Source organism: Pseudomonas guangdongensis (assembly GCF_900105885.1).
GTDB classification, from domain to species: Bacteria; Pseudomonadota; Gammaproteobacteria; order Pseudomonadales; family Pseudomonadaceae; genus Geopseudomonas; species Geopseudomonas guangdongensis.
Map to the genome: position 1 here is coordinate 2,252,467 of NZ_LT629780.1, position 26,253 is coordinate 2,278,719.

A 26,253-nucleotide genomic window follows, 5' to 3' on the forward strand; every position below is an offset into this window, starting at 1 on the left:
CCGTCGAGCTGCTTGCGACAAGGAGAACCTGAAGATGCTGCTGTCCTGGCCCGCCCTGGGCGTGATCCGCGGACGTTTCCTGCTGCTGGCGCTGAGCTGCGTGGCGCTGGGCGTGGCCGTGTCCCTGCCGACGAGCGGCGCCACGCCGACGTTCTGGATGGATGCCGCGCTGGTGCTGCTCGGCGCCCTGGCCGCCCACGGGGCGGTCAATGCCCTCAACGAATACGCCGACTACCGCAGCGGCCTCGACCTGCGTACCGCGCGCACGCCGTTCAGCGGCGGCAGCGGCACCCTGGTCGAGCATCCGCAGTGCCTGGCGCAGGCGCTGTGGCTCGGCGTGGGGGGCCTGCTGCTGAGCGCCGCCATCGGCCTGTGCTTCCTGATCCGCCAGCCGGCACTGGTCGGGCAACTGGCACCGCTCGGTGCCGCCGGCCTGTTGCTGGTCGTCGCCTATACCCCCTGGCTGACCCGCCGGCCCTGGCTGTGTCTGCTGGCGCCGGGCCTCGGCTTCGGCCCGCTGATGGTGCTCGGCACCCAGGTCGTCCTTGCCGGTGAGGTCGGCATGAGCGGCGTGCTGCTGTCGCTGGTGCCGTTCTGCCTGTGCAACAACCTGCTGCTGCTCAATCAATTCCCCGACATCGACGCCGACCGCGGCATCGGCCGCCTGACCCTGCCGATGCTGCTTGGCCGGCCGCGTGCGCTGACGGTGCTCGGCGCGCAGTGGCTGCTGGCCTTCGCCGGCCTGCTGGGCTTCGTGCTGGCCGGCTGGGCGCCGACCGGCGCCGCCCTCGGCCTGCTCGGCGTGCTGCCGGCGCTGCGCGCCTGGCGGTTGCTGCGCCGCGATACCGAGGCCGCCGAGTGCCTGCTGCCGGCGATGGGGCTGAATGTGCTGGTCAGCGTGGCGACGCCGCTGCTGATGGCGGTGGGGATGGTGGTAGTGAGATGAGGTGCTCGACTGCGCAGCTTGATTGCTCTGGGCAGTAAATTTGCCGCCAAGCCTATTTTTCTTACGGGTCTTTGCCCGTCGTTTCTGAATTGATCAAGGATGTCTGTTGATGAGCACAAGAGTCACTGAAGGGCAGCAACAGTGGGATGCCGAAAGACCGGTTGCCTTGAACCGGATCCTGTTTGGCCCGCCGGGCACCGGAAAAACCTTTGCTACCGTCGAGGCGGCGTTGGAGGTCCTCACCCCAGATTTCCTTGCAGCTAATCGCGAGAACCGTGCGGTGCTCAAGATGCGCTTCGACGAACTGGTTGCCGAGGGACGGGTGCGCTTCGTCACTTTCCACCAGAGCTTCAGCTACGAAGACTTCGTCGAGGGGCTACGAGCCATTACTGACGAAGATAGTGGGCAGATCCGCTATGAGGTGGCGGATGGTGTGTTCAAGAGCCTCTGCGAGGCGGCGGCCGTCAAGATTACTCAGCAGGCTGAAGCCCCCATCGATCTCGGTGGTCGGCGCATTTGGAAAATGTCGCTCGGCAACACCTTGGGCAGCGATGCCAGCATTTATGAAGAATGCATTACCGGTGGCTACGTTCTTCTCGGCTATGGCAACGCAATCGACTTCAGCGGCTGCCGGAGCCGGGAGGAGGTGTATCAGCGCTTTTCGCGGGCAGGTCACACGTTAGCCAACCCCAATACCGACTACGCCTTGACCAGCGTGACTGTCTTCGTCACACGGATGAAAGTGGGTGATTTGCTGGTTGTGTCGGACGGCAACCTCAAGTTCCGCGCGATTGGCGAAATCACCGGCGATTACGCATTCAAGCCGCGTAAGGATTTTGTCGAAGACTATTCACAGTCCCGGTCAGTTAAGTGGCTGCGCACCTACGAGCCGTCGTTGCCCTACGGCGAGCTGATGAACAACCAGTTTAGCCAGATGACGTTGTACGAGCTGCGCCCCGGGGTGATTGATATGCGCAAGCTGCAAGCCTTGCTCAATACCCAGCAGCGGGATGTGCAAAATGGCTTTTTCGTCGGTCAACGTTTTGGCCAGGGCTATATCGTACAGAGGGTTTCGGCGGATGTAGTGGAGTTCGAAAAGCCCCGTGGTGGGCGTCTGCCGTTGCCGATCAGTTTGGTACGTCAATTGTTGCAGTACACCCAAACTGGCCAGATTTCTGTCGAGGATATCCGCCAGGGGCGGGTTTTCGAGAAAGTGGCTGAGGCCGAACTGGAGAAGTACATCGTCAATGGCTATCAAAGCCTCTTTGCCGCGCTGGTGGAGCAACTGCAAAAGCCTAGCGAGACCGCCCCTGCCAAGGACGCCCGAGTACTGATCATCGACGAGATCAATCGCGGCAATGTCTCGCGCATCTTCGGTGAGTTGATCACCTTGATTGAGGACAGCAAACGGGCTGGCGCGGCTGAAGCCTTGTCGGTTGTGCTGCCCTACTCGAAGGAGCGTTTCAGCGTTCCGGACAATGTCTACCTAATTGGCACCATGAACACCGCCGACCGCTCGTTGGCTGGGCTCGATATCGCCCTGCGTCGGCGTTTTACCTTCCAGGAAATGCCGTCGCGCCCGGAGTTGCTGGATGGCGTGCGGGTTGAAGGGGTGAACATCGGTCAGTTGCTGCGGGTAATGAACCAGCGTATCGAGGTGCTGCTGGATCGCGACCATTGTCTGGGGCATGCCTACTTCATGGAGATGCGCGACCAGCCTGCCAAGTGCAACTTGGCGCAGCTGGCGTTCATCTTCCGGCAGAAGATTCTGCCGTTGCTGCAGGAGTACTTCTTCGAGGATTGGGAGCGTATCAGTTGGGTGTTGAACGATCAGAATGCTCAAGCCGGCGTGCAGCCGTTCGTGCGAGCGCCGGCTCAGGAGAAGAGTTTGGCGGCGTTGTTCGGCAGCGAGGTGGCGGGCAAGCTGCGTGATCTGCGCTGGGAGCTGAACGAGGCGGCGTTCGAGTCCATCGCCAGCTATCGCAATATCCTCGGGGCTGCCGGGTGAGCTTGCACGCCATCACCGTCCGCGAGTACGCCCGCCTGACCACCGAGCCGGCCGCGCCATCGCTGGACTACGCCCAAGTGTCGCCAAGCGCCTTCGACTGGCTCTGCGAGCTGAGCGCCTCGTTCAGCCGCTCCGGCGCGGCGTTGCTACAGCGGGACGGGCACAGGGTTCTGAAACTGGACAGCTATGTCGGTGTGATCGAGACGCCCTGTGGCACGCGCCTGGAAATTCTCCCTAAGCATACCGAGCGCGCGGATTGCCTGAAGGAGAGCCGCCAACTACTGCAGCGGATGATCGCGACGGCGCTGGATCTGCCAGTACGCCAGGTCGGCGCGGCGGATCTACAGTTGTTCGACGCGCCGCTGTCGGAATGGGTGATGCGCCAGTTCCTCGAAGCACTGGACTATCTGCTCAAGCGTGGCTTGCGTTTCGACTACCAGCGTGTCGAGGAGGAACAGTGCTTCCTGTGCGGCCAACTCAACGTGGTGGCGCAGATGCGCCGGCCTCCGGGGCGCCAGCACCATTTCCAGATACGCCATGACTTGTTCCTGCCGGACTGTGCGGAAAACCGCCTGCTGCGTCTGGTGCTGGACCGGGTGTGCAAGAGCACGGATGAGCCGGGTAACTGGCGCCTTGCTCATGAGCTGCGTAGCTTGCTGCAGGATATCCCGGCGAGTCGCAACGTCCGTCAGGACTTCAAGCAGTGGCGCGGCGACCGGCTGATGGCGCACTACCAGCCGGTCCGCCCCTGGTGCGAACTGATCCTCGGCGAGCAGTCGCCGCTGTCGGTGAGTGGCGACTGGCGTGGCATCAGCTTGCTGTTCCCGATGGAGCGGCTATTCGAGCGGCATATCGAGGTGCTGCTGGGCAAACAGCTACCGAGCGGCGCGAGGCTGTTGCCCCAGCGCGCCAGGCACTCCCTGTGCACCCATCGCGACGAGCCCATATTTCGGCTCAAGCCCGACCTGCTGCTGGAGCATGAGGGGCTAGCCTGGGTGCTGGACACCAAGTGGAAGCTGATCGACGCCGCTGCCCGCGAGCGCAATTACGGGCTGAGCCAGGCCGACTTCTACCAGCTGTATGCCTACGGCCAGAGCTATCTGCAGGGGCAGGGCGAGATGGTGCTGATCTATCCGCGGACCGAGCGTTTCCGTGAGCCGCTGGAGCCTTTTGCCTTTTCCGCGCAGCTGGGGTTGTGGGTGTTGCCGTTCGATCTGTTGGCAGGCGAGTTGCTCGGTGGCGAACGGGCAGGGTTGCCGCTGGGTTGCTGAGCCGCTCGCGGTTACCCCCGCGCTGCGCTCACCCCTTCGAGGGTGGCGAACGAGGTGTCCTTGGCGGTGAGGAGGAAATCGCGCATGAACGGCGCATCCAGCATGTCGGCGCGGATGCCGGCGTATAGGGTGGCGTACAGGCCTTTTTCGCCGAGCTTCTTCGCCGTCACGTAGCCGCGCGAGCTGTACTCGTGCAGCGCCCAGTTGGGCAGGCAGCTGACCCCGCGACCGCTGGCCACCAGCTGCAGCATCATCACCGTCAGCTCGGCGGTGCGCAGTCCGGCTGGCTCGACGTCGGCCGGGTCGAGGAAACGGGTGAAGATGTCCAGGCGGTCGCGCTCCACCGGGTAGTGGATCAGCGTCTCGCCGGCCAGATCCTCGGGAGTGACATACGGCCTGTTGGCCAGCGGGTGCTGGTTGGCCACGGCGAGCTGCGCCTCGTAGGTGAACAGCGGCACATAGGTGATGCCGGCCAGCTCCACCGGGTCGGAGGTGACCACCAGATCCAGATCGCCGCGCGCCAGCGCCGGCAGCGGGGCGAAGGAGAAGCCCGAGGCCAGGTCCAGCTCCACCTCGGGCCAGGCGTCGCGGAACTGGTCGATGGTCGGCATCAGCCACTGGAAGCAGCTGTGGCACTCGATGGCCATATGCAGCCTTCCCGCAGTCCCTCCGGCCAGCCGCGCCAGGTCGCGTTCGGCGCTGCGCAGCTGCGGCAGCACCGCGTCGGCCAGCTGCAGCAGGCGCAGCCCGGCGCTGGTGAAGCGCAGCGGCTTGGTCTTGCGCACGAACAGCGACAGGCTGAGGCGTTCCTCCAGCTCCTTGAACTGGTGGGAGAGGGCGGACTGGGTCAGGTGCAGGCGCTCGGCGGCCTCCACCAGGCTGTCGGATTCGCGCAGGGCGTGCAGGGTCTTCAGGTGGCGCAGTTCGAGCATGGCGGCCTCGGCGGAAAGGTTGCATGGGGTGGATGGCCCTTCGTGGAAAGCGCGCGCAGCGATTTTCCACCGTTCACGACAGCCGCGGCGGGCTCCGGTGGAAAAGACCTGCGGTCGTTTTCCACCCTGCGGCAGCCTTATCGTGAGGGAAATTGTAGATCATCAAGAATTTATTGAGTTTGTCTCATGTGGCGGTGGCTGTCGACAATGCCGGCCACTCAACCAATACGGAGACAGACAAATGGCATTGGCGCACACCCTCGGCTTTCCGCGCATCGGCCGCGACCGCGAGCTGAAGAAGGCCCTGGAAGCCTACTGGAAAGGCGAACTGGACGAGGCCGGGCTACGCGCGGTCGGTCGCCAACTGCGCGCCGCGCACTGGCAGTTGCAGCAGGACGCCGGCATCGAGCTGCTGCCGGTCGGCGACTTCGCCTGGTACGACCAGGTGCTGGGCCACTCGCTGATGTTTGGCGTGGTGCCCGAGCGCTTCCGTGGCGCCGACGGCCGCGTCACCCTCGACACCCTGTTCGCCATGGCCCGCGGCGCCAGTGCCGGTTGCTGCGGGGGCGGCGGCGCGCAGGCGCTGGAGATGACCAAGTGGTTCGACACCAACTACCACTATCTGGTCCCCGAGTTCTCCCGCGACCAAGAGTTCCGCCTGAGCTGGGAGCAGCTGTTCGAGGAGGTCGCCGAGGCCCGCGCGCTGGGCCATGCGGTCAAGCCGGTGCTGATCGGCCCGCTGACCTATCTGTGGCTGGGCAAGGTGCGCGGCGACGAGTTCGACAAGCTGGAGCTGCTCGAACATCTGCTGCCGGTGTATGGCGAGGTGTTGCAGCGCCTCGCCGCGCTCGGCGTCGACTGGGTACAGATCGACGAGCCGATCCTCGCCCTCGACCTGCCGCAGGCCTGGAAGACCGCCTTCGAACGCGCCTACAACCTGCTGCAGCGCGAGCCGTGCCGCAAGCTGGTAGCCACCTACTTCGCCGGCCTGGAGGACAACCTGGGTCTGGCCGCCGGCCTGCCGGTAGACGGCCTGCACATCGACCTGGTGCGCGCCCCCGAGCAGTTCCCGGCGATCCTCGACCGCCTGCCGGCCTACAAGGTGCTGTCGCTCGGCGTGGTCAACGGCCGCAACGTCTGGCGCTGTGACCTGGAGCATGCGCTGGCCGTACTGCGCGAGGCGCACGAACGGGTCGGCGAGCGCCTGTGGGTGGCGCCGTCCTGCTCGCTGCTGCACAGCCCGGTGGATCTCAACCGCGAGGACCGCCTGGACGTCGAGCTGAAGGGCTGGCTGGCCTTCGCCGTGCAGAAGTGCGAGGAGGTGGCGCTGCTGGCCCGCGCGCTGAACCAGCCGGACGCGCCCGAGGTGCAGGCTGCGCTGGCCGCCAGCCGTGCAGTGCAGCAGGCGCGCGCCCAGTCGCCGCGCATCCACAATCCGGCGGTGCAGGCCCGTCTGGCGCAGGTGGTGCCGGCCGACAGCCGCCGCGCCAGCCCGTTTGCCGAACGCATCGTGCAGCAGCGTGCGCGCCTCGATCTGCCGGCGTTCCCGACCACCACCATCGGCTCCTTCCCGCAGACCGCGGCGATCCGTCTGGCGCGCCAGTCGTACAAGCTGGGCAAGCTCGGCGAGGCCGACTACACCGAGGCCATGCAGGCCGAGATCCGCCATGCGGTGGGCGTGCAGGAGCAGCTGGGGCTGGACGTGCTGGTGCACGGCGAGGCCGAGCGCAACGACATGGTCGAGTACTTCGCCGAGCAGCTCGACGGCTACGCCTTCACCCGCTTCGGCTGGGTGCAGAGCTATGGCTCGCGCTGCGTCAAGCCGGCGATCATCTATGGCGACCTGGGCCGGCCGCGGCCGATGACCGTGGAGTGGATACGCTACGCGCAGAGCCTGACCGCCAAGCCGATGAAGGGCATGCTCACGGGACCTGTGACCATGCTGATGTGGTCGTTCCCGCGCGAGGACGTTAGCCGCGAGGTGCAGGCGCGCCAGTTGGCGCTGGCGATCCGCGACGAGGTGCAGGACCTGGAAGCGGCCGGCATCGGCATCATCCAGATCGACGAGGCGGCGTTCCGCGAGGGCCTGCCGCTGCGCCGCGGCGCCTGGCAGCACTACCTAGACTGGGCGGTGGAGGCCTTCCGCCTGTGCGCCAGCGGGGTGGATGACGCCACGCAGATCCACACACACATGTGCTACAGCGAGTTCAACGACGTGATCGAGGCCATCGCGGCGATGGACGCCGACGTCATCACCATCGAGACCTCGCGCTCGCAGATGGAGCTGCTGGAGGCCTTCGAGGCGTTCGAGTATCCCAACGAGATCGGCCCGGGCGTCTACGACATCCACTCGCCGCGGGTGCCGACGGTGGCGGAGATGGTCGCGCTGATCGAGAAAGCGGCGGAGCACATCCCCGCCGAGCGGCTGTGGGTCAACCCCGACTGCGGCCTGAAGACCCGCGGCTGTGCGGAAACCCTCAGGGCGTTGGAGCACATGGTCGGTGCGGCGCAGCAGCTGCGCGGCAAGGCGCAGGCGGCGGCGTAGGAGCTGACTCGATCGTTCCCACGCTCCAGCGTGGGAACGACATGTCGGGCGCTCCTGCGCCCCGGTCGATCACGACGGATGCACGCGCCGGCTGATGGTGGACAACGCTGCGCGGTTGTCCACCCTACGCCTCAGGACAGCACCGGCCCGGCCTGCCGCCGCGGTGTTTCAGCGCAGCGGCGTGCGTGGCGTGCCGTTGCCCTGGTCGCGCAGCAGGACCGGGTGACCGCCCAGGCGTTGGTGCACCACGACCTCGCCCTGCGCGGTGCCCGCCGTCCTGCCGGCCAGATAGCGCACCAGCTTCTGTTTCTGCATCGGGCCAAGCAGCAGGCCGAGCTTGGTCCGCCGCCAGAGGATGTCCTCGGCATCGAGCGCCCACTCCTCGTCGCACAGGTAGTCCACTTCGCGGGCGTACAGGCCGGCGCCGAAGTTCTCGCCCAGCTCCATCAGGCAGTGCACGTTGTCCAGCAGTCGCAAGGCGCGGGTGCCGTAGCTGCTGGCCCAGCGCCTGGCCAGGTCGGCGGCCAGCCAGCCATGGGCCTGGCACAGCGCCTCGGTCAGCGCGCTCACCGATTCCAGCTCCTCGGCGCCGGGCAGCTTGCTGCGGGCGGTCCAGCTCGGCCCCATCGAGGGCAGGAACGGCGCCAGCTGGGCCAGCGCCGCCTCGGCCAGCTTGCGGTAGGTGGTCAGCTTGCCGCCGAACACCGACAGCAGCGGGGCGTGGCCGTGCTCGCTGTCCAGCACCAGGCGGTAGTCGCGGGTGATCGTCGCCGGCTCGCCACTGGCATCGTCGTATAGCGGGCGCACGCCGGAGAAGTGGCTGAGGATGTCGTTGCGTCCGATCTGCCGGCGGAAGTGTTCGTTGACCACCGCCAGCAGGTAGTCGATTTCCTCCTCGCTGATGCGCACCGCTGCCGGGTCGCCGTGGTACTCGCGGTCGGTGGTGCCGATCAGGCTGAAGCGCTGCAGCCAGGGGATGACGAAGACGATGCGCCCGTCGCGGTTCTGCAGGATGTAGGCCTGCTCGCCGTCGTGCAGGCGCGGTACCACGATGTGGCTGCCCTGGATCAGGCGCAGGTGCTGCTCGCTGCGCTGGTGCAGGACGTCGTGGAGCACGCGCTCGGCCCAAGGGCCGGCGGCGTTGACCAGGGCGCGGGCGCGCAGCGATACGCGGCTGCCGTCGGCGCGCTCCAGGTGCAGGTGCCAGAGGCCCTTGCTGCGCCGCGCGCCGACGCAGCGGGTCTGCACATGGATATGCGCGCCGCGCTCGCGAGCGGCGATGGCGTTGGTCACCACCAGGCGGGCATCGTCGACCCAGCAGTCGGAGTACTCGAAGCCGTCGCCGATCTCGGCCTTGAGCGGGCAGCCGGGGCCGAAGCTCAGGTGCCGCGAGCCGGGCAGGCTGTGGCGGGCGCCGAGGTGGTCGTAGAGGAACAGGCCGGCGCGGATCATCCACGCCGGGCGCAGGTGCGGGCGGTGGGGGAGGACGAAGCGCAGCGGGCGTACCAGATGCGGCGCCATGTCCAGCAGCACCTCGCGCTCGCCGAGGGCCTCGCGCACCAGGCGGAATTCGTGGTGTTCCAGGTAGCGCAGGCCGCCGTGGATCAGCTTGCTGCTCGCCGAGGACGTGTGTGCGGCTAGGTCGTGCTGTTCGCAGAGCAGCACCGACAGGCCGCGGCCGGCGGCGTCGGCGGCGATGCCGCAGCCGTTGATGCCGCCGCCGATCACGGCCAGGTCGTAGACCTCGGCCAGGGGCGCGGTGCTGGGGGTGTGGGTGTTCATGCTGGCGGCGCCTTTTGTTATGGGGGCTTCCATGGCCCGGCTCGCGGGCGGCTGCCCGGCTGTCGGCTTTTGCGTTATCTTCGCGGCGGTGCGCGCAGGCCTGCCCTTTAGCAGTCGTCCATGTGCGCCTCGACTTTCATTCTCGACCCTTTTCGTGAAGCCAGCATGACCCCCGCCATCGATCTGTTGAAGAAAGTTCGCGCCGCGCACACGGTGCACAGTTACACCCACGACCCCAAGGCGCCGTCCTACGGCCTGGAGGCGGCGGAGAAGCTTGGCCTGGAGCCTTCGCGGGTGTTCAAGACGCTGCTCGCCGCCAGCGAGAAGGGCGAGCTGCTGGTGGCGGTGGTGCCGGTGGCCGGCAGCCTGGATCTCAAGGCGCTGGCCCAGGCGGCGGGGGTGAAGAAGGCCGACATGGCCGATCCGGCGGCGGCGCAGCGCGCCACCGGTTACCTGCTCGGCGGGATCAGTCCGCTGGGACAGAAGAAGCGCCTGCGCACCTTCATCGACGCCTCGGCGCAGGAGTTCCCGAGCATCTTCGTCAGCGCCGGGCGGCGCGGGCTGGAGGTGGAGCTGGCCGCGGCGGTGCTGGCCGAGCACACCCGCGGGGCGTTCGCCGCCATCGGGCGTCCCTGAGCGGGTCTCAGCTGGCGCTGCTGTAGCGGCGCACGCCGGATTCGAGGGTCATCTGCGCGGCGATGCTGCCCTGGGCGAGGAACACCACCAGATGGTCGGCGGCGACCTGGATGCCGACGTCCTCGCCGAGCGCGTGGTCGTCGTGGCTGGCGAAGATCGATTCCAGCTGGGTGCCGGTGGGTAGCTGCAGGCGGTACAGGGTCGCCGCGCCGAGGAAGGTCTTGCCGACGATGCGCGCCTTCAGCTCGCTGTGCGGCGCGTAGACGATGTCGTCGGGGCGCAGCAGCATGTCCACCGCGGTGCCGGCGGCCCACTGGTAGGCGCGGTTGCCGCTCACCACTCCCAGTTCGGTCTGTACCGTGTCGTGGCTGAGCATCTGGCCGCGGACGAAGTAGCCCTGGCCGATGAAGCTGGCGACGAAGGGGGTCAGCGGCTCGTGGTAGAGGTTGTAGGGGGTGTCCCACTGCTCCAGGCGGCCGTTCTTGAACACGCCGACCTGATCGCTGACCGCGAAGGCTTCCTCCTGGTCGTGGGTGACCAGGATGGCGCTGGTGCCGCGCGACTTGAGGATCTCGCGGACCTCGTGGCTGAGCCGGCGGCGCAGTTCGCCGTCGAGGTTGGAGAACGGCTCGTCGAGCAGCAGCAGGCGCGGTTCGGGCGCCAGCGCGCGGGCCAGGGCGACGCGCTGCTGCTGGCCGCCGGACAGCTCATGGGGGTAGCGCTTGCCGAGGGCGCCGAGGTTGACCAGTTCGAGCATCTCGCGGGCGATGCGCTCGCGTTCGGGGTGTTTGCGGATGCCGAAGGCGATGTTCTCGGCCACCGTCAGGTGCGGGAACAGCGCGTAGTCCTGGAACACCATGCCGATGCGGCGCTTTTCCGGGGCGAGGGTGAAGCCCGGCCGGGAAATGACCTCGCCGGCCAGTTCGATGCTGCCGGTATGCACCGGCTCGAAACCGGCGATGGCGCGCAGGGTGGTGGTCTTGCCGCAGCCCGACGGCCCGAGCAGGCAACCGATGTCGCCGGCGTTGAGGTGCAGGTTGAGGTTCTGCACCACCGACTGGTCGCGGTAGCCGCAGGCCAGGTCGCGCAGGTTGAGCAGCAGGTCGTGGTTCATCGGCGTTCCGGGGTCAGGCGCGGTAGGCGTGTTCGACGAGGAATTCCAGCAGCGCCTTCTGGGCGTGCAGGCGGTTCTCGGCTTGGTCCCAGGCGACCGAGCGTGGGTCGTCGAGCAGGTCGGTGCTGATTTCCTCGCCGCGGTGCGCCGGCAGGCAGTGCATGAACAGCACGTCCGGGGCGGCGGCATCGAGCAGCGCGCGGCTGACCTGATAGGGCGCGAAGCGCTGGATGCGCGCAGCCAGCTCCTCTTCCTGGCCCATCGAGGCCCAGACGTCGGTGCTCACCAGATGGGCGCCGGCCACCGCTGCGTACGGGTCGCGGGTCAGGGTCACGCGGCCGGCGGCCTGGTCGAGGAATTCCTGCTTGGGCTCGAAGCCTTCCGGGCAGGCGATGCGCAGCTGGAAGTCGAACTGCACGGCGGCCTGGGCGTAGGTGTTGCACATGTTGTTGCCGTCGCCGATCCAGGCAACGGTCTTGCCCTGGATCGAACCGCGGTGCTCGTGGAAGGTCTGCATATCGGCCAGCAGCTGGCAGGGGTGCAGATCGTCGGTCAGGCCGTTGATCACCGGCACCTGCGAGTGGGCCGCGAAGTCGAGGACGTTCTGGTGGGCGAAGGTGCGGATCATCACCGCGTCGAGCATCCGCGACATGACGATGGCGGTGTCGGCGATGGGTTCGCCGCGGCCGAGCTGGGTATCGCGCGGGGAAAGGAAGATCGCCTGGCCGCCGAGCTGGATCATCCCGGCTTCGAAGGACAGGCGGGTACGGGTCGAGGCTTTCTCGAAGATCATCCCCAGCACACGGTTCTTCAGCGGTTCGTAAAGCACGCTGCGATTACGCAGCTCTTTCAGCTCGATACCGCGGCGGATCAGGCCGGCCAGCTCCTGGGGCGTGCAATCCATCAACGAGAGAAAGTGCCGAACGCTCATTATTCACTACCTGTATGACAGGCCGCAGAAATGACCGGCTTTGCAGAAAAAACGGGCTAGACCTGCGGCGGGACCGCGCGGAGCGGCGCTCTAAGGAAAGGCGTCGATCTTATAAGGAAATCGAGCGATTGCGCAAACCAGTACATATTTGCGCCATATTAACGGCGCACTGTTGCCCCAATTGGGTGCATGAGTGCTGCCGGGCCAGGTCTGGCAGCGGCCTTGCGCGATGCTGCAAGGCCGAGCGATACGCTCGGCTTTCCGTTACAATCGGCCCATCGCGCCGGCCGCGCGCCGGAACCCTTCAGCCGAGGTAGACCATGGACATCATTGAAACCATCAAAGAACAGATCGCCAGCAACCCTGTCCTGCTGTACATGAAGGGCTCGCCGAATGCTCCGCAGTGCGGCTTCTCCGCACGTGCCTCCCAGGCGGTGATGGCCTGCGGCGAGAAGTTCGCCTATGTCGACATCCTCCAGCACCCGGAAATCCGCGCCAACCTGCCCAAGTACGCCAACTGGCCGACCTTCCCGCAGCTGTGGGTCGACGGCGAGCTGATCGGCGGCAGCGACATCATTCTGGAAATGCACGAGAAGGGCGAACTGCAGCCGCTGATCAAGGCGGCGGTCAGCAAGGGCGAGTGACCGTCCTGCGGCCCTGAACGAAGAAGCCCCTCATTGAGGGGCTTCTTCGTTTCATGAGGCGCTCATTCGCCCATCTGCGACTGCAGGTAGTTCTCCAGGCCGATTTTCTCGATCAGGCCGAGCTGGGTTTCCAGCCAGTCGATGTGCTCTTCCTCGGATTCGAGGATGTCCTCCAGCAGCTCGCGGGTGGCGTAGTCGCCGCAGCTCTCGCAATAGGCGATGGCGGCCTTGAGGTCGGCCAGGCCCTTGTGTTCGAGCTTGAGGTCGCACTCGAGCATTTCCTTGGTGTTCTCGCCGATCAGCAGCTTGCCCAGATCCTGCAGGTTGGGCAGCCCTTCGAGGAACAGGATGCGCTTGACCAGCTTGTCGGCATGCTTCATCTCGTCGATGGATTCTTTGTACTCGTGCTTGCCGAGCTTCTCCAGGCCCCAGTCCTCGTACATGCGCGCATGCAGGAAGTACTGGTTGATCGCCACCAGCTCGTTGCCGAGGATCTTGTTCAGGTGCTGGATGACTTTCTTGTCGCCTTTCATGCCGGGATCCGCCTTGGGCCGTGGGTGATAGGCCAAGAGTCTGGTGCCGGCGCCGGGCGCTGTCAAATGGCGCAGCCGAGGGTGGCGCCGTGCCGGGTGGGCACGGCCAGGCAGAGGGGCGGGAGCAGTCGTGTCCGGCGGGCGGGGCGCCGGTCGCGGATTCAGCAGGCAGCGAAAGCGGCCGGATAGGCGAGGGCGGCCTGGGCGCCCTGCAGGTCGCTGAGGGTCTCGCGCACCACCTGCTTGGCCAGGCAGGCGCACTTGCCGCACTGGGTGCCGACGCCGGTGCTCTCGCGCACCTCGCGGTAGCTGCAGCATCCTTCGTAGACGGCATCGCGAAGGTGGTTGTCGGTGACACCCTGGCAGAGACAGACGTACATGGCAGAACCCGCAGACAGTTGGTTGATGCGGGGATGCTAATGTTAATAAGAAATACTGTCAAATGCTGCGGGTGTGCATTCTGTCGGATAACGAAAACCCCGGCCGGAGCCGGGGTTGCGGAAGACGGTGCAGTAGCCGATCGCTCACTCGTCGAAGTCGATCCAGCCGCCCATTTCCTTCCAGCGGTTGACGATGCCGCAGAACAGTTCGGCGGTCTTCTCGGTGTCGTAGCGGGCGTTGTGCGCCTCGCGGTTGTCGAACGGGATGTCCGCTGCCTGGCAGGCCTTGGCCAGCACGGTCTGGCCGTAGGCGAGGCCGGCCAGGGTGGCGGTGTCGAAGCTGGAGAACGGGTGGAACGGGTTGCGCTTGATCCCGCAGCGCGCCACCGCGGCGTTGAGGAAGCCCAGATCGAAGCTGGCGTTGTGGCCGACCAGCACCGCGCGCTTGCAGCCGCTGGCCTTCAGCGACTTGCGCACGCCCTTGAATATCTCGCCCAGCGCCTGTTCCTCGCTGACCGCCATGCGCAGCGGGTGACCCAGCTTGATGCCGGTGAAGTCCAGCGCCGCCTGTTCGATGTTGGCGCCCTCGAACGGCTCGATGCGGTAGAAGTAGGTGTGCTCAGGATAGAGGAAGCCGTCGTCGTCCATGGCGACGGTGGTGGCGGCGATTTCCAGCAGGGCGTCGGTAGCGCTGTTGAAGCCGCCGGTCTCGACGTCCACCACCACCGGCAGGAAGCCGCGGAAGCGCCGCGCCATCGGCGGTTTCAGGCCACCGCTGTGGGGTTCCAGCTCGTATTCGTCGTAGTCGATCTGCTCGCTCATGCCTGGCCCTCCAGCACGCGCCAGTGCAGTTTCTCGCCGGCGCGCAGCGGTACCAGGGTGTGGTCGCCGAAGTGCAGCTCGGTCGGCGCCACCCAGTCCTCGCGGATCAGGGTGATGCGCTCGCTGTTGCGCGGCAGGCCGTAGAAGTCCGGGCCGAACTGGCTGGCGAAGCCTTCCAGCTTGTCCAGCGCGCCGCGGCGGTCGAAGGCCTCGGCGTACAGCTCGATGGCGGCATAGGCGGTGTAGCAGCCGGCGCAGCCGCAGGCGGCCTCCTTGGCGTGGCGGGCGTGCGGCGCCGAGTCGGTGCCGAGGAAGAACTTCGGATTGCCGCTGGTGGCGGCGTCCAGCAGGGCTTCCTGGTGGGTGTTGCGCTTGAGGATCGGCAGGCAATAGAAGTGCGGACGAATGCCGCCGACCAGCATGTGGTTGCGGTTGTACAGCAGGTGATGGGCGGTGATGGTGGCTGCGACGTTGGCCGAGGCCTCGCGCACGAACTGCGCGGCGTCGGCGGTGGTGATGTGCTCGAACACCACCTTGAGGGTCGGGAAGCGCTCGACCACCCGGCGCAGGTTCTCGTCGATGAAGCGCTTCTCGCGGTCGAACACGTCGATGTCGGCGTGGGTCACCTCGCCGTGCACCAGCAGCGGCAGGCCGACTTCGGCCATGGCTTCCAGTACCGGGAAGATGTTGTCGACGCTGGTGACGCCCGAATCCGAGTTGGTGGTGGCGCCGGCCGGGTACAGCTTGGCGGCGTGCACCAGACCGCCGGCCTTGGCCGCGCGGATGTCCTCGGCGCTGGTCTTGTCGGTGAGATAGAGCACCATCAGCGGCTCGAAGCGGCTGCCGGCCGGGCGGGCGGCCAGGATGCGCTCGCGGTATGCCGCGGCCTGCTCGGCATTGCGTACCGGCGGCACCAGGTTGGGCATGATGATGGCGCGGCCGAAGGTGCGCGCGGCGTCGGGGACGGTGTGCGCCAGGGCGGCGCCGTCGCGCAGGTGGATGTGCCAGTCGTCGGGACGCAGCAGGGTCAGGCGGTCGGACATGCGGGGAATTCCAGGCGGGGTGACTCGTAGGGGCGTGATGCTACCGAAAAGCGCGCGGACGGTCATCCTGCGCCCCGGCTCCCCTGTAAATTCGCCGGAGGCGGCAGTAGAATCGGCCTTTTCGTAGAAAACCCCCGTGGAGAAACGCATGGCGGACGTTAAAAAGGTTGTTCTGGCCTATTCCGGCGGCCTGGACACCTCGGTGATCCTCAAGTGGCTGCAGGATACCTACAACTGCGAAGTGGTGACCTTCACCGCTGATCTCGGCCAGGGCGAGGAAGTCGAGCCGGCCCGCGCCAAGGCCCAGGCCATGGGCGTCAAGGAAATCTACATCGACGACCTGCGCGAAGAGTTCGTCCGCGACTTCGTCTTCCCGATGTTCCGTGCCAACACCGTGTACGAAGGCGAGTACCTGCTGGGTACCTCCATCGCCCGTCCGCTGATCGCCAAGCGCCTGATCGAGATCGCCAACGAGACCGGCGCCGACGCCATCTCTCACGGCGCCACCGGCAAGGGCAACGACCAGGTGCGCTTCGAGCTGGGCGCCTACGCGCTGAAGCCGGGCGTCAAGGTCATCGCGCCCTGGCGCGAGTGGGACCTGCTGTCGCGCGAGAAGCTGATGGACTACGCCGCCAAGCACGAGATCCCGATCGAGCGCCATGGCAAGAAGAAGTCGCCGTACTCCATGGATGCCAACCTGCTGCACATCTCCTATGAAGGCGGCGTGCTGGAAGACACCTGGACCGAGCACGAAGAGGACATGTGGCGCTGGACCCAGTCCCCGGAAGCCGCGCCGAACGTGCCGACCTACATTGAGCTGACCTACCGCGCCGGCGACATCGTCGCCATCGACGGCGTCGAGATGACCCCGGCCCAGGTGCTGACCCAGCTGAACAAGATCGGTGGCGAGAACGGCATCGGCCGCCTGGACATCGTCGAGAACCGCTACGTCGGCATGAAGTCGCGCGGCTGCTACGAGACTCCCGGCGGCACCATCATGCTCAAGGCCCACCGCGCCATCGAGTCGATCACCCTCGACCGCGAAGTGGCCCACCTGAAAGACGAGCTGATGCCCAAGTACGCCAGCCTGATCTACAACGGCTACTGGTGGAGCCCGGAGCGTCTGATGCTGCAGCAGATGATCGATGCCTCCCAGGCTACCGTGAACGGCGTGGTGCGCCTGAAGCTGTACAAGGGCAACGTCATCGTGGTCGGTCGCAAGTCCGACGACTCGCTGTTCGACGCCAACATCGCCACCTTCGAGGACGATGCCGGCGCCTACGACCAGGCCGACGCCGCGGGCTTCATCAAGCTCAACGCCCTGCGCCTGCGCATCGCCGCCGGCAAGGGCCGCAGCCCGCTCTGATAAGCTGTCTGCACCGAGCCTGACCATGACCCCGGCCGTGTGCCGGGGTCATGCTTTGTGCACCGTGAAACGCCAAGGAGATCCCTGATGAGACTGCTGCACACCATGCTGCGCGTCGGCGATATGGACAAGTCGATCGCCTTCTACACCGAAGTGCTGGGAATGACCCTGCTGCGCCGCAAGGACTACCCGGACGGCCAGTTCACCCTGGCCTTCGTCGGCTACGGCAACGAGGCCGAGAACAGCGTGATCGAGCTGACCTACAACTGGGGCGTCGACCGCTACGAGCTGGGCACCGGCTATGGCCACATCGCCCTGGAAGTCGAGGACGTCTACAAGGCCTGCGAGGACATCCGCGCCCGTGGCGGCAAGATCACCCGCGAGCCGGGACCGATGAAGCACGGTTCGAGCATCCTCGCCTTCGTCGAGGACCCGGACGGCTACAAGATCGAGCTGCTCTCGCCGCAGCGCAACGACTGAGCACGCTGCCCAACGCAAAGCCCCGCCATCTGGCGGGGCTTTGCGTTGGGGCCTTGGTGCGGCCGCTTCAGTCCCGCTTCGCCAGGCAGGCGGCGGCGGTGAGCAGCACGTCGGTGGAGGAGTTCAGCGCGGTTTCGGCGGAGTCCTGCACGATGCTGATGATGAAGCCGATGGCCACCACCTGCATGGCGATCTCGCTGGGGATGCCGAACAGGCTGGTGGCCAGCGGGATCAGCAGCAGCGAGCCGCCGGCCACGCCGGAGACGCCGGCGGCGCTGAGCGAGGCGATCACGCAGAGCAGCAGGGCGGTGGGGATGTCCACGGCGATGCCCAGGGTGTTCACCGCCGCCAGGGTCAGGACGCTGATGGTGATGGCCGCGCCGGCCATGTTGATGGTGGCGCCCAGGGGGATCGACACCGAGTAGGTGTCCTCGTGCAGGCCCAGGCGTTCGCACAGCTGCAGGTTGACCGGGATGTTGGCCGCCGAGCTGCGGGTGAAGAAGGCGGTGATGCCGCTTTCGCGCAGGCAGGTGAACACCAGCGGGTAGGGGTTGCGGCGGATCTTGCAGAACACGATCAGCGGGTTGACCACCAGGGCGACCAGCAGCATGCAGCCGACCAGCACCGCCAGCAGGCGCGCGTAGCCGGCCAGTGCGTCGAGGCCGGTCTCGGCCAGCGCCGCGGCGATCAGGCCGAAGGCGCCCAGCGGGGCGAAGCGGATCACTACGCGGACGATCTCCGACAGGCCATGGGACAGGTCGTGGAGCACGGTGCGGGTGGTTTCGCTGCCGTGGCGCAGCGCTAGTCCCAGGCCGATGGCCCAGGCGAGGATGCCGATGAAGTTGGCGTCGAGCAGGGCCTGTACCGGGTTGCTCAGCAGGCTGGCGAGCAGCGCGGCCAGCACCTCGCCGATGCCGCCGGGGGCGCTGGCATCGACGCCGGCGCCGCTGAGCAGCAGCGTCGAGGGGAACAGGAAGCTGGCGGCCACCCCGACCAGGGCGGCGGCCATGGTGCTGACCAGGTAGAGGAGCAGCACCGGGCGGATATGGGTGGGCTGGCCGCGCTTGTGGCTGGCGATGGCCGAGGCGACCAGCAGGAATACCAGCGGCGGCGCCACGGCCTTGAGCGCGGCGACGAACAGGGTGCCGACGAAGCCGGCGGACAGCGCGGCCTGCGGGGCGAGCGCCGCCAGCAGGGCGCCGGCGAGCAGGCCGACGACGATCTGGCTCACCAGACTGGTGCGCGCGAGGCGCTGCAGGAGAGGGCGTGGGGAAGCGGTGGCGTGGCTCATGGGTCGTCTCGAGGGTCCCGGATGCCACTGCGCGCAGTCGTCGACGGCGGGCAGCGCCGTCCGTTTGCTGCGGTGTACGGGGAGATCCCCGTGCGAAAGGGGGCGATTGTAGGGCGAGCCCGGGAGCTGGAGAAGTGCCGCCGGTAAGTCGGCCGTGACAGCGCCGCCCGGGTCCGGGCGGCGCGGAGCGGTTACAGGTCGAAGTCGTATTCCGACAGCTGCTTCTTCAGGCGGCGCTCTTCCAGCAGGTTGTCGATCACCCGGCGCTTGGCCAGGCTGCTGGTCTTGCCGGCCGGGGTTTCGCTGGCGGCGGGGGTGTCGTCCTGTTCGGCATCGACGACGAAGTCTTCTTCCAGGTCGAGGTCGGCTTTGGCTTGGGCCATGGCTGCTACTCCAGAAAACAGGGGACCGTTTCGCGGTCCTTATAGCGGCAAACTTCTGGAGGGTAAAAGAGATTTTATTTATCGCTCGATGCGAATTTTCAATGCAGGATCAATCGTCCGAAGTCTTCGCCTTGTACTCGCAAAGATCCTCGATCCGGCAGCTGCCGCACTGCGGCTTGCGCGCCTTGCACACGTAGCGGCCGTGCAGGATCAGCCAGTGATGGGCGTCGAGCAGGTATTCCCTGGGCACGAACTTCACCAGCTTCTTCTCCACCTCCAGCACGGTCTTGCCCGGGGCGATGCCGGTGCGGTTGCTGACCCGGAAGATGTGGGTGTCCACCGCCATGGCCGGCTGGCGGAAGGCGGTGTTGAGCACCACGTTGGCGGTCTTGCGGCCGACGCCGGGCAGCGCTTCCAGTTCCTCGCGGGTGCTCGGCACCGCGCCGTTGTGGCGCTCGATCAGCAGGCGGCAGGTCTCGATGACGTTCTTCGCCTTGCTGCGGTACAGGCCGATGGTCTTGATGTACTGCTCCAGGCCCTCGACGCCCAGGGCGTGGATCGCCTCGGGGGTGTTGGCCACCGGGAACAGCCTGGCGGTGGCCTTGTTGACCCCCACGTCGGTGGCCTGGGCGGAGAGGATCACCGCCACCAGCAGCTCGAACACGCTCTGGTATTCCAGCTCGGTGGTCGGCTCGGGGTTGTCCTCCTTCAGACGGCGGAAGATCTCCGCGCGCTTGGCGGCATTCATTCCACCACCCCGGTGACCCGCACGCGGCGGCTGACCGCCGCCTGCGGCGCGCCGGCCCGGGCCTTGGCGCGAGCCTCCAGGCGGGTGTCGACGAGGTTCTTGCCGGCGATCAGCAGGCCCATCACCAGGAAGGCGCCCGGCGGCAGGATGGCCAGCAGGAAGCCCCGGTAGTCGCTGCCGAACGCCTCGATGCGCCAGCCTGCCGCGCCGGCGCCGAACAGCAGCTGCATGTCGGCCAGCAGGGTGCCGCTGCCGAGCAGTTCGCGGATCGCGCCGAGCACCACCAGCACCAGGCCGAAGCCGGTACCCATCATCAGGCCGTCGAAGGCCGAACGGGCGATGCCGTTCTTCGCCGCGAAGCCGTCGGCGCGGCCGAGGATCACGCAGTTGGTGGTGATCAGCGGGATGAAGATGCCGAGGATCTGGTACAGCTCGTAGGTGTAGGCCTGCATCAGCAGTTCGGTGCAGGTGGTCAGCGCGGCGATGATCATCACGAACGCCGGCAGGCGCACGGCGGTGTGGGTAACGCTGCGGATCAGCGACACCGCGGCGTTGGAGCAGGTCAGCACCAGCATGGTGGCCAGCGCCAGGCCAAGGGCGTTGACCGTCGAGTTGCTGGTGCCGAGCAGCGGGCACAGGCCGAGCAGCTGGACCAGGCCGGGATTGTTCTTCCACAGGCCGTTGACGGCGATTTCGCGGTAGCTCTGGCTCATTGCGCGAGTTCCTCGGCAGGCTGGTCCTCCGTGCCGAACAGCTCGGCACGGTGGGCATCGACGTATTGCAGGGCGTGGTGCACGGCCTTGACCACCGCGCGCGGGGTGATGGTGGCGCCGGCGAACTGGTCGAACACGCCCTGGTCCTTCTTCACGCCCCAGCCGGTCTCGCCCGGATCGCTCAGCGACTTGCCGTTGAAGGCCAGCACCCAGGGATTCTTGGCCAGCTCGATCTTGTCGCCCAGGCCCGGGGTTTCCTTGTGCTGCAGGACGCGCACGCCGGCCAGTCGGCCGTCGGCCTGCACGCCGACCAGCAGGCGGATGCTGCCGCTGTAGCCATCGGGCGCGATGGCCTGGAGGATCACCGCCGTGGGGCGGCCGTCCTTGAGGGCCAGGTAGGCCGGCAGCGGCTGGCGGCTGCCGAGCAACGGGTCGGTCAGCTGCAGGCTGTTGTCCAGCAGGTGGTTGTCGTAGCTGCCGGCCGGGAGGATCTCGGCCAGCGCGCGCACCTGCGCCTCGCGCTCGGCGGCGGCGATGCGCGTCGCGGTGCCCTGCTGGGTGACGGCCACCACGCCGACGGTGGCGACCGCGAACAGGCCGAGGATCAGGGCGTTGCGCAGCATCGAGCGCGGCATTTCCGGCAGCATGGCGTCACTCTCCCAGCTTGAAGCCGCGCTCGGGCTTGCGATGGCCGTAGGTGCGCGGACGGGTGTAGTAGTCGATGGTCGGCGCGGCCAGGTTCATCAGCAGCACGGCGAAGGCCACGCCGTCGGGGTAGCCGCCCCAGGCGCGGATCACGTAGGCGAGCACGCCGACCCCGGCGCCGAACAGCAGCCGGCCGCGCAGGCTGGTGGCGCCGGATACCGGATCGGTGACGATGAAGAAGGCGCCGAGCATGGTTGCGCCGGTGAGCAGGTGGAACAGCGGCGAGCCGTTGGAATCGGAGCCTGCGCCGTTCCAGAACAGCAGGCTCATCAGCGCCAGGGCGGCGAGCATGCCCACTGGCGCGTGCCAGGTGAACACCCGCTTGTAGAGCAGGAACAGGCCGCCGGCGAGGAACGCCAGGTTGACTGCCTCGGCGCCGTAGCCGCCGAGGCTGCCGAACGCCGGGTTGCTTGCCCACAGCTCGGCGATGGTCAGGCTCTTGTTGACCTTGAGGGCATCCAGTGCGGTGGCCTGGGTCCAGGCGTCCGGCAGGCCGGCAGTCAGGCCGAGGATGCGCTGCAGGCCTTCGAGCAGGCCGAGCGTCGGGGTGGCGGCCTCGAAGCCGCGCGGCGCCGGCCAGCTGGTCATCTCCACCGGGAAGGAGATCAGCGCCACCACGTAGCCGAGCATCGCCGGGTTGAACGGGTTCTGGCCAAGGCCGCCGAACAGGTGCTTGCCGAACACGATGGCAAAGCCGGTGGCCACCAGGGTCAGCCACCAGGGCGAGTACGGCGGCAGGGCCAGGGCCAGCAGCACGGCGGTGAGCAGCGCGCTGCAGTCGCGCAGGAAGAAGGTCACCGGGCGGCTGCGCAGGCGCAGCACCGCGGCTTCGCAGCCGAGGGCGACGGCGCTGGCCCAGAGGAGGTTGATCAGGGTGCCGAAGCCGTACAGCCAGGTCAGCACCAGAATGCCGGGCACGGTGGCCAGCAGCACCAGCTGCATGACCTTCTGGGTGCGATTGTGGCCCGTGGCATGGGGCGAGGTGATGCGGGGCAGGGCCATGGATGCTCCGTTGTGGGCTTGCCTGGGGAGGTTGCCCTCCGCCTGCCGGTGGTGACCGGCGATGATCTTGGGGTTCGTGGGGTGGGTTAGGCCGCAGGCCATAACCCACCATGCGGCTGCAAGGCCGACCAGCGTGTGCCGGCTGTCGCCGGCAGCGGTGGGTTACGCCGCGGGCGGCTAACCCACCCTACGGTCATGTGCTCTGCTGCTCCGCCAGCGTCTGCTCGGCCTCGGCCAGACGCGCGCGGGCGGCCTCCAGCGCGGCCGGGTCGGCGTTCTCGTCGCGCTCCAGCTTGCGCAGGTCGGCGCGGGCGAAGGCCAGTTCGGTCTTCAGCGCGCGGGTGGCCTCGTCGACCGGGCGCTTGTCGGTACGCACCAGCTCCGGCGCCGGCTTGTTCGAGGCGTCCTCGGCGGCGTGCAGGGCCTGTTCGGCGCCCGCCAGCGCCTCGCGCAGCTGGGCCAGCCCGGCTTCGTCGGCGCCGGCCTTCTCGGCCTTCTTCAGTTCGGCGCGCTTCATCGCCAGCTCGACCTTGGCTTTCTTCAGCGGATCGATCTCGGCCTTGGCCGGCTCGGTCGGCTTAGGGGCCGCTACGGTGGTCGGCTGCTCCAGCGCCGCGAGCGCCTGTTCGGCCGTGGCGAGCTGTTCGCGCAACCGGGCCAGTTCGGTTTGCTGTGCGGTATCCGGTGCTTCGAGCTTTTCCAGCTTGCGGATCTGCGCCTTGAGCATGGCGGCTTCGATCTTGGCCTTCTTCAGCGCCTCGTCGCCGGCCGGTTTGGCGGCGGCAGGGGCGGGCGCGGCACTTTCGGCGGCGGCCAGTGCCTTATCGGCAATGGCGAGCTGCTCGCGCAGTTTTGCCAGCTCGGCCTGCTGTTCTGTATCCGGGGCTTCGAGCTTCTCCAGCTTGCGGATCTGCGCCTTGAGCATGACAGCTTCGATCTTGGCCTTCTTCAGCGCTTCGTCGCCGGCCGGCTTGGCGGCGGCAGGGGTGGGCGCTGCGACCGGTGCGACGGCCTGGGCCGCGGCGAGGGCCTGCTGCGCCGTCTCCAGAGCGGCGCGAAGCTCGGCGACCTGGGCGTGCAGCTCGGGCGTGTCGTGCTGGGCCAGCTGCTTCTCGGCCTTCTTCAGCGCCACCTGGGCCATGCTGGCCTCGATCTTCAGGCGCTTGAGTTCCTCGCCAGCGGCGCTGTTGTCGGCGCTGGCGGGCGCGGTCGGTGTGGCGGCGGCTTCGGCCTGGGCGGCCTTGGCGCGCGCGGCTTTCTCGGCACGGGCGCGACGCTCGGCCTCCTTGCGTTCCTCTTCGCGGCGCAGACGCTCCTGGCGTTGCTCGAAACGCTGCTTGGAGTGCTCGGCTTTCTGCTGCTTCTGCTCCAGCTCGCGGATTTCCGCCTTGGAGGCGCGGTAGTACTGCACCAGCGGAATGCTCGACGGGCAGACGTAGGCGCAGGCGCCGCATTCGATGCAATCGAACAGGTTGTGCGCCTTGAGCTGTTCGTGCTCCTGGCCCAGGGCGAAGAAGTGCAGCTGCTGGGGCAGCAGGCTGGCCGGGCAGGCCAGCGCGCACTCGCCGCAGCGGATGCACGGCATGGCCGGCGCCGGCGCCGGCAGCTCGCCACGGGCGGACGCCAGCAGGCAGTTGCTGGTCTTGATCGCCGGGACGTCCAGCGAGGGCAGGGTGAAGCCCATCATCGGCCCGCCCATGATCAGACGGTCGAGCTTGCCGCTGTCGAGGCCGGCGAAGGCCAGCAGTTCGCCGACCGGGGTGCCGATCAGCGCCTCGACGTTCATCGGTCGCGCCAGCGCCTCGCCGGTCAGGGTGACGATACGCGAGATCAGCGGCTTGCCGTGTACCACGGCGTCGTGGATGGCCACTGCGGTGCCGACGTTCTGGCAAAGCATGCCGATGTCCGCCGGCAGGCCACCGGCCGGCACTTCGCGGCCGGTGAGGATCTGGATCAGCTGCTTTTCGCCACCCGACGGATACTTGGTGGGGAAGACCCGCACCTGGTAGTCGCGCTCGCTGACCGCTGCGCGCACCGCGGCGATGGCCTCGGGCTTGTTGTCCTCGATGCCGATCAGTACCTCGTCGGGCTGGATCAGCTGCACCAGGATGTCGATGCCACCGACCAGTTCCGCGGCCTTCTCGCGCATCAGCACATCGTCGGCGGTGATGTACGGCTCGCACTCGGTGCCGTTGAGGATCAGCGTACGGATCTTCTGCTGCGGCCGTGCGGCGAGCTTGACCGCGGTGGGGAAGCCGGCGCCGCCCAGGCCGTTGATCCCGGCGTCGCGGATCTTCTCCAGCAGCTCGGCGGCCTCCAGCGCGCGGTAGTCGGGGCAGGGCGCGAGCGCGCACCACTCGTCGCGGCCGTCGGCGTCGATGACGATGGCCGGCGCGGGTATCCCCGAGGCGTGCGGGTAGGGCTGCGGGCCGATGAAGCTCACCGTGCCGGAGGTCGGCGCGTGCAGCGGCACGCTGACGAAACCGCTGGCCTCGGCGATCTTCTGGCCCTTGAGCACCCGCTCGCCGACCGCCACGCAGGGCTCGGCGGCGGCGCCGATATGCTGGCCGAGGGGCAGGATCAGCCGGTCGGGCAGCGGTGCCCGCTGGAGCGGCGTGCGGTTGGAGAGTTCCTTGCGCTCCGGCGGATGGATGCCGCCGGGGATGTCCCAGATCTTGGCGATAGCGCTCATGCGGCCTGCTCCCGGTCGGTGGCGATCAGCTGGCCGGGGGCCAGCGGGCGGTCCCATTTCCAGCCCTGCAGGTCGGTGCCGGCCTCGACCATGTCGATGCAGTCGACCGGGCAGGGCTCGACGCACAGGTCGCAGCCGGTGCACTCGTCCTTGATCACCGTGTGCATCTGCCGCGCGGCGCCGACGATGGCGTCCACCGGGCAGGCCTGGATGCACTTGGTGCAGCCGATGCACTCGGCCTCGCGGATGCGCGCGACCATGCGCGGCTTCTCGCCGCCCTCGGCATCCAGCGGCTCGGCCTCGACGTCGAGCAGGTCGGCCAGTGCCTGTACGGTGGTCTGCCCGCCGGGCGGGCACTTGTTGATCTTGTCGCCGTTGGCGATGGCCTCGGCGTAGGGCTTGCAGCCCGGGTAGCCGCACTGTCCGCACTGGGTCTGCGGCAGCAGGGCGTTGATCTGCTCGACGATGGGATCGCCCTCGACGCGGAAGCGCACCGCGGCATAGCCGAGGATGGCGCCGGCGACCAGGCAGATGGCTGCCAGGGCGAGGACGGCGATGAGGACCAGACTCATAGCTTGATCAATCCGGTGAAGCCCATGAACGCCAGCGACATCAGGCCGGCGGTGATCATGCCGATGGCCGCGCCGCGAAACGGCAGCGGCACGTCGGCGATGGCGATGCGCTCGCGCATCGCGGCGAACAGCACCAGCACCAGCGAGAAGCCGAGGCCCGCGGCGAAGCCGTTGGCGGTGGCGGTGATGAAGGTGAACTCGGCCTTGTTGGCGTTGAGCAGCGCCACGCCGAGGACGATGCAGTTGGTGGTGATCAGCGGCAGGAAGATGCCCAGCACCCGATAGAGGATCGGGCTGGTCTTGTTCACCACCATCTCGGTGAACTGCACCACCACGGCGATCACCAGGATGAAGCTGATGGTGCGCAGGAACTCCAGGTCCAGCGGCTTGAGCACGTACTGGTGCATCAGGTAGCTGCACATCGCGGCCAGGGTCAGCACGAAGGTGGTGGCCAGCGACAGGCCGATGGCGGTTTCGATCTTCTTCGAAACCCCCATGAACGGGCAGAGGCCAAGGAACTGCACCAACACGAAGTTGTTGACCAGAATGGCGCTGACCAGGATGAGGGCGAATTCGGTCATGGGCGATGGGCTCGGGCCGCGGAAAAACGGGCGCCTATTATCGTGGAGGTGGTTATGGCGTACAAGTCGGGGATTGCAGCGCCCTAATTACCTTTGGGAATAAGTGGTGGCTGTTCGGCTATTTGCGCGGCCT

At 67.2% G+C, this 26,253-nt stretch carries 25 protein-coding genes; 8 read left to right on the plus strand and 17 right to left on the minus strand.

Annotated elements, in window-relative coordinates; translation table 11 throughout:
- Positions 1-34: 34 nt before the first annotated feature.
- The 3 genes from BLU22_RS10605 to BLU22_RS10615 all read left to right on the plus strand — a co-directional run bounded on the left by BLU22_RS10605 (position 35) and on the right by BLU22_RS10615 (position 4,225).
- The gene (locus BLU22_RS10605; RefSeq protein WP_090214266.1) at positions 35-946 is read left to right on the plus strand and encodes a prenyltransferase; all 912 of its coding nucleotides are present in this window, start codon (positions 35-37) and stop codon (positions 944-946) included.
- Between the two features lie 109 nt (positions 947-1,055).
- The gene (locus tag BLU22_RS10610) at positions 1,056-2,954 is read left to right on the plus strand and encodes an AAA family ATPase (protein ID WP_090214268.1); all 1,899 of its coding nucleotides are present in this window, start codon (positions 1,056-1,058) and stop codon (positions 2,952-2,954) included.
- Entirely contained in the window at positions 2,951-4,225 is a 1,275-nt protein-coding gene (locus BLU22_RS10615) for an McrC family protein (RefSeq protein WP_394327522.1), read from the plus strand. Before BLU22_RS10610 ends, BLU22_RS10615 begins: the two co-directional genes overlap by 4 nt.
- 11 nt (positions 4,226-4,236) lie before the next feature.
- On the opposite strand, the gene metR is transcribed toward BLU22_RS10615, so the two are convergent.
- On the minus strand, positions 4,237-5,157 hold the full coding sequence (gene metR / locus BLU22_RS10620; RefSeq protein WP_090214269.1) for a transcriptional regulator MetR: 921 nt from the start codon (positions 5,155-5,157) through the stop codon (positions 4,237-4,239).
- Positions 5,158-5,398: 241 nt separating this feature from the next.
- Here metR and metE point away from each other — a divergent pair, with 241 nt between their 5' ends.
- On the plus strand, positions 5,399-7,702 hold the full coding sequence (gene metE / locus BLU22_RS10625; protein ID WP_090214271.1) for a 5-methyltetrahydropteroyltriglutamate--homocysteine S-methyltransferase: 2,304 nt from the start codon (positions 5,399-5,401) through the stop codon (positions 7,700-7,702).
- 168 nt (positions 7,703-7,870) lie between these two features.
- Here metE and glpD read toward each other — a convergent pair whose 3' ends face one another.
- Complete coding sequence (gene glpD / locus BLU22_RS10630; RefSeq protein ID WP_090214272.1) at positions 7,871-9,484, minus strand: glycerol-3-phosphate dehydrogenase; 1,614 nt, start codon at positions 9,482-9,484, stop codon at positions 7,871-7,873.
- Between the two features lie 165 nt (positions 9,485-9,649).
- Here glpD and ybaK point away from each other — a divergent pair, with 165 nt between their 5' ends.
- On the plus strand, positions 9,650-10,120 hold the full coding sequence (gene ybaK / locus BLU22_RS10635) for a Cys-tRNA(Pro) deacylase (protein ID WP_090214274.1): 471 nt from the start codon (positions 9,650-9,652) through the stop codon (positions 10,118-10,120).
- Between the two features lie 7 nt (positions 10,121-10,127).
- Here the strand turns inward: ybaK and BLU22_RS10640 are convergent, their stop codons facing one another.
- Entirely contained in the window at positions 10,128-11,234 is a 1,107-nt protein-coding gene (locus tag BLU22_RS10640) for an ABC transporter ATP-binding protein (protein WP_090214276.1), read from the minus strand.
- A gap of 13 nt (positions 11,235-11,247) precedes the next feature.
- A complete protein-coding gene (gene argF / locus BLU22_RS10645) occupies positions 11,248-12,165 on the minus strand; it encodes an ornithine carbamoyltransferase (RefSeq protein ID WP_090214278.1) in 918 nt (305 codons plus the stop codon).
- Between the two features lie 320 nt (positions 12,166-12,485).
- Between argF and grxD the strand changes: the two genes are divergently transcribed.
- Positions 12,486-12,809: a Grx4 family monothiol glutaredoxin gene (grxD, locus tag BLU22_RS10650; RefSeq protein WP_090214279.1), complete on the plus strand. Its 324-nt coding sequence runs from the start codon at positions 12,486-12,488 to the stop codon at positions 12,807-12,809.
- 62 nt (positions 12,810-12,871) lie between these two features.
- On the opposite strand, the gene bfr is transcribed toward grxD, so the two are convergent.
- The 4 genes from bfr to pyrC all read right to left on the minus strand — a co-directional run bounded on the left by bfr (position 12,872) and on the right by pyrC (position 15,587).
- The gene (gene bfr, locus BLU22_RS10655; RefSeq protein ID WP_090214281.1) at positions 12,872-13,342 is read right to left on the minus strand and encodes a bacterioferritin; all 471 of its coding nucleotides are present in this window, start codon (positions 13,340-13,342) and stop codon (positions 12,872-12,874) included.
- Between the two features lie 161 nt (positions 13,343-13,503).
- Positions 13,504-13,722 (minus strand): bacterioferritin-associated ferredoxin, encoded by a 219-nt coding sequence (locus BLU22_RS10660; RefSeq protein ID WP_090214282.1) that lies wholly within the window; start codon positions 13,720-13,722, stop codon positions 13,504-13,506.
- Between the two features lie 144 nt (positions 13,723-13,866).
- Positions 13,867-14,544: a ribonuclease T gene (gene rnt, locus BLU22_RS10665; RefSeq protein WP_090214284.1), complete on the minus strand. Its 678-nt coding sequence runs from the start codon at positions 14,542-14,544 to the stop codon at positions 13,867-13,869.
- Positions 14,541-15,587, minus strand: a complete 1,047-nt coding sequence (gene pyrC, locus BLU22_RS10670; RefSeq protein ID WP_090214285.1) for a dihydroorotase — start codon at positions 15,585-15,587, stop codon at positions 14,541-14,543. Before pyrC ends, rnt begins: the two co-directional genes overlap by 4 nt.
- Before the next feature lie 148 nt (positions 15,588-15,735).
- Here pyrC and BLU22_RS10675 point away from each other — a divergent pair, with 148 nt between their 5' ends.
- Positions 15,736-16,953: an argininosuccinate synthase gene (locus BLU22_RS10675; protein ID WP_090214287.1), complete on the plus strand. Its 1,218-nt coding sequence runs from the start codon at positions 15,736-15,738 to the stop codon at positions 16,951-16,953.
- An 87-nt stretch (positions 16,954-17,040) separates the two neighbouring features.
- Positions 17,041-17,433: a lactoylglutathione lyase gene (gene gloA, locus BLU22_RS10680; RefSeq protein ID WP_090214289.1), complete on the plus strand. Its 393-nt coding sequence runs from the start codon at positions 17,041-17,043 to the stop codon at positions 17,431-17,433.
- 67 nt (positions 17,434-17,500) lie between these two features.
- Here gloA and sstT read toward each other — a convergent pair whose 3' ends face one another.
- The 9 genes from sstT to rsxA form a co-directional block, all read right to left on the minus strand.
- Positions 17,501-18,724, minus strand: a complete 1,224-nt coding sequence (sstT, locus tag BLU22_RS10685; protein ID WP_090214290.1) for a serine/threonine transporter SstT — start codon at positions 18,722-18,724, stop codon at positions 17,501-17,503.
- 191 nt (positions 18,725-18,915) lie between these two features.
- On the minus strand, positions 18,916-19,107 hold the full coding sequence (locus tag BLU22_RS10690; RefSeq protein WP_090214292.1) for a PA3496 family putative envelope integrity protein: 192 nt from the start codon (positions 19,105-19,107) through the stop codon (positions 18,916-18,918).
- Positions 19,108-19,216: 109 nt separating this feature from the next.
- Positions 19,217-19,855 carry an endonuclease III gene (gene nth, locus BLU22_RS10695; RefSeq protein WP_090214293.1) on the minus strand — a complete coding sequence of 213 codons (639 nt, stop codon included), beginning with the start codon at positions 19,853-19,855 and terminating at the stop codon, positions 19,217-19,219.
- Positions 19,852-20,568, minus strand: a complete 717-nt coding sequence (locus BLU22_RS10700) for an electron transport complex subunit E (protein ID WP_090214295.1) — start codon at positions 20,566-20,568, stop codon at positions 19,852-19,854. The genes nth and BLU22_RS10700 overlap by 4 nt, the downstream gene beginning before the upstream one ends.
- Positions 20,565-21,215, minus strand: coding sequence for an electron transport complex subunit RsxG (gene rsxG, locus BLU22_RS10705; protein ID WP_090214296.1), 651 nt, complete (start codon positions 21,213-21,215; stop codon positions 20,565-20,567). Before rsxG ends, BLU22_RS10700 begins: the two co-directional genes overlap by 4 nt.
- 4 nt (positions 21,216-21,219) lie before the next feature.
- A complete protein-coding gene (gene rsxD / locus BLU22_RS10710) occupies positions 21,220-22,275 on the minus strand; it encodes an electron transport complex subunit RsxD (RefSeq protein WP_090214298.1) in 1,056 nt (351 codons plus the stop codon).
- Positions 22,276-22,468: 193 nt separating this feature from the next.
- Positions 22,469-24,967: an electron transport complex subunit RsxC gene (rsxC, locus tag BLU22_RS10715; protein WP_090214300.1), complete on the minus strand. Its 2,499-nt coding sequence runs from the start codon at positions 24,965-24,967 to the stop codon at positions 22,469-22,471.
- Positions 24,964-25,539, minus strand: coding sequence for an electron transport complex subunit RsxB (gene rsxB / locus BLU22_RS10720; RefSeq protein ID WP_090214301.1), 576 nt, complete (start codon positions 25,537-25,539; stop codon positions 24,964-24,966). Before rsxB ends, rsxC begins: the two co-directional genes overlap by 4 nt.
- Positions 25,536-26,120, minus strand: a complete 585-nt coding sequence (rsxA, locus tag BLU22_RS10725) for an electron transport complex subunit RsxA (RefSeq protein ID WP_090214302.1) — start codon at positions 26,118-26,120, stop codon at positions 25,536-25,538. The genes rsxB and rsxA overlap by 4 nt, the downstream gene beginning before the upstream one ends.
- Positions 26,121-26,253 lie beyond the last annotated feature (133 nt).

Bases quoted from the DNA above. Each gene is read 5' to 3' on its own strand.
- rsxA (WP_090214302.1), bottom strand. From the start codon at position 26,120: ATGACCGAATTCGCCCTCATCCTGGTCAGCGCCATTCTGGTCAACAAC.
- BLU22_RS10675 (WP_090214287.1), top strand. From the start codon at position 15,736: ATGGCGGACGTTAAAAAGGTTGTTCTGGCCTATTCCGGCGGCCTGGAC.
- BLU22_RS10690 (WP_090214292.1), bottom strand. From the start codon at position 19,107: ATGGCCCAAGCCAAAGCCGACCTCGACCTGGAAGAAGACTTCGTCGTC.
- sstT (WP_090214290.1), bottom strand. From the start codon at position 18,724: ATGAGCCACGCCACCGCTTCCCCACGCCCTCTCCTGCAGCGCCTCGCG.
- BLU22_RS10660 (WP_090214282.1), bottom strand. From the start codon at position 13,722: ATGTACGTCTGTCTCTGCCAGGGTGTCACCGACAACCACCTTCGCGAT.
- rnt (WP_090214284.1), bottom strand. From the start codon at position 14,544: ATGAGCGAGCAGATCGACTACGACGAATACGAGCTGGAACCCCACAGC.
- grxD (WP_090214279.1), top strand. From the start codon at position 12,486: ATGGACATCATTGAAACCATCAAAGAACAGATCGCCAGCAACCCTGTC.
- rsxB (WP_090214301.1), bottom strand. From the start codon at position 25,539: ATGAGTCTGGTCCTCATCGCCGTCCTCGCCCTGGCAGCCATCTGCCTG.
- BLU22_RS10700 (WP_090214295.1), bottom strand. From the start codon at position 20,568: ATGAGCCAGAGCTACCGCGAAATCGCCGTCAACGGCCTGTGGAAGAAC.
- bfr (WP_090214281.1), bottom strand. From the start codon at position 13,342: ATGAAAGGCGACAAGAAAGTCATCCAGCACCTGAACAAGATCCTCGGC.
- rsxG (WP_090214296.1), bottom strand. From the start codon at position 21,215: ATGCTGCCGGAAATGCCGCGCTCGATGCTGCGCAACGCCCTGATCCTC.
- nth (WP_090214293.1), bottom strand. From the start codon at position 19,855: ATGAATGCCGCCAAGCGCGCGGAGATCTTCCGCCGTCTGAAGGAGGAC.
- BLU22_RS10605 (WP_090214266.1), top strand. From the start codon at position 35: ATGCTGCTGTCCTGGCCCGCCCTGGGCGTGATCCGCGGACGTTTCCTG.
- argF (WP_090214278.1), bottom strand. From the start codon at position 12,165: ATGAGCGTTCGGCACTTTCTCTCGTTGATGGATTGCACGCCCCAGGAG.
- metE (WP_090214271.1), top strand. From the start codon at position 5,399: ATGGCATTGGCGCACACCCTCGGCTTTCCGCGCATCGGCCGCGACCGC.
- glpD (WP_090214272.1), bottom strand. From the start codon at position 9,484: ATGAACACCCACACCCCCAGCACCGCGCCCCTGGCCGAGGTCTACGAC.
- metR (WP_090214269.1), bottom strand. From the start codon at position 5,157: ATGCTCGAACTGCGCCACCTGAAGACCCTGCACGCCCTGCGCGAATCC.
- gloA (WP_090214289.1), top strand. From the start codon at position 17,041: ATGAGACTGCTGCACACCATGCTGCGCGTCGGCGATATGGACAAGTCG.
- BLU22_RS10640 (WP_090214276.1), bottom strand. From the start codon at position 11,234: ATGAACCACGACCTGCTGCTCAACCTGCGCGACCTGGCCTGCGGCTAC.
- BLU22_RS10610 (WP_090214268.1), top strand. From the start codon at position 1,056: ATGAGCACAAGAGTCACTGAAGGGCAGCAACAGTGGGATGCCGAAAGA.
- ybaK (WP_090214274.1), top strand. From the start codon at position 9,650: ATGACCCCCGCCATCGATCTGTTGAAGAAAGTTCGCGCCGCGCACACG.
- pyrC (WP_090214285.1), bottom strand. From the start codon at position 15,587: ATGTCCGACCGCCTGACCCTGCTGCGTCCCGACGACTGGCACATCCAC.
- rsxC (WP_090214300.1), bottom strand. From the start codon at position 24,967: ATGAGCGCTATCGCCAAGATCTGGGACATCCCCGGCGGCATCCATCCG.
- rsxD (WP_090214298.1), bottom strand. From the start codon at position 22,275: ATGGCCCTGCCCCGCATCACCTCGCCCCATGCCACGGGCCACAATCGC.